General features: G+C 42.2%; 1 protein-coding gene. It reads left to right on the plus strand.

Annotation, left to right across the window (positions count from 1 at the left end):
* Nucleotides 1-107 precede the first annotated feature (107 nt).
* A partial coding sequence (locus B9J84_RS12450; RefSeq protein WP_094124260.1) for a transcriptional regulator occupies nucleotides 108-1,227 on the plus strand: 1,120 nt, incomplete at its 3' end.

The following is a 1,227-nucleotide window of genomic DNA, read 5'->3' on the forward strand; positions in this document are numbered from 1 at the left end:
CGTCCCATGACAGAGCCGCCATATGATGTTTCGATGTTTAGTGGATTGATTGAATTATTTTGTGTAATAGCGGTATCATTCAGGATGTCGTATCGAGTGGGATTAATATGAATAATATATTGTCGTTAGCAAGAAGCTCTTGTGGTCAAATAAAAATTGCCAATCTCATTTATGATCCGACTAGCAAAGTGCTCTCAAGTGAAGCTGGCGATATTGAATTGGAGCCGCGAAGCCTTGAACTGCTTGAGATGCTGCTAAGCCATGTTGGAGAACCGATTTCTAACGACCAGATCATTGAGGAGATATGGAACAGTAAATACATATCGAAAAACGTCGTGACGAATCGTGTCAGTACATTGCGTACCTTGTTAAAAGATCATCTGACGGATACTGACCCAACTAAGCTTATCGTTACCTATCCTAAGAAAGGCTATTTCATTCCGACGAACCTCGTCTCTGTGGTTGAAAATGAGAGTTGGGCTCCAGAAGATGTGCCTGAGGTTGAAGAATCACCAATACTTGAGTGCACAACGCCAGCACATTCATTCGCGCCAGCCAAGCCGAAGCCACAATGGTTATTATGGGGCACTCTATTTGGTCTCGTAATCTTGATGGTCAGTATTGGTTTGGGCGTGTTTACGTTGAAAACACAGAAAGCCGCTATCAACGGTTCGTTCTTTGTTCCACAAGTTCAACTGCTTTTGAACAAAATTCAGTGCCGAGATGATCAAGCAAAGCAGTACCTAATACCAATTAAATCAATGATATTGCGCAGTCAATCGGCCTATCAATATACCGAGCTTGCCAATTTGCAGTCCCCAAGATATTTTTTGCAGCGCATTGACTCTTCGTGTCGCTGGCCAGGTTCTTTGAACAACAGTAGCCAAGCCGATTTTAAGCTTTCACTTAACGTATGGAAGGCGGAAGATTCGGAGTTACATGTGGAAGCACTCTTATATCGTGCATCTTCTAACAAAGTGGCGTGGCGTAATATCTACAGCGCAACTCCAGATGAGTTGCATCTGCTGATTCATCAGATGACACAAGACTTTGCCGATTATTTTCAATTGCCAAAGCCAGTTTTGCCACCAGAGCAACTCCTCATGTCGAACCTAACTGAACAACCTGAGAATACAGTTTGGTCAAATTTGAAAGCTGAGATGCTTTCAGATAATGAAATTTACTTTTTTTCTCGTGAGCTGCTTTTTTCAGATGTTACTTCAAATG

Source organism: Vibrio sp. V03_P4A6T147 (assembly GCF_002241085.1).
In the GTDB taxonomy this organism is placed as follows: Bacteria; Pseudomonadota; Gammaproteobacteria; order Enterobacterales; family Vibrionaceae; genus Vibrio; species Vibrio anguillarum.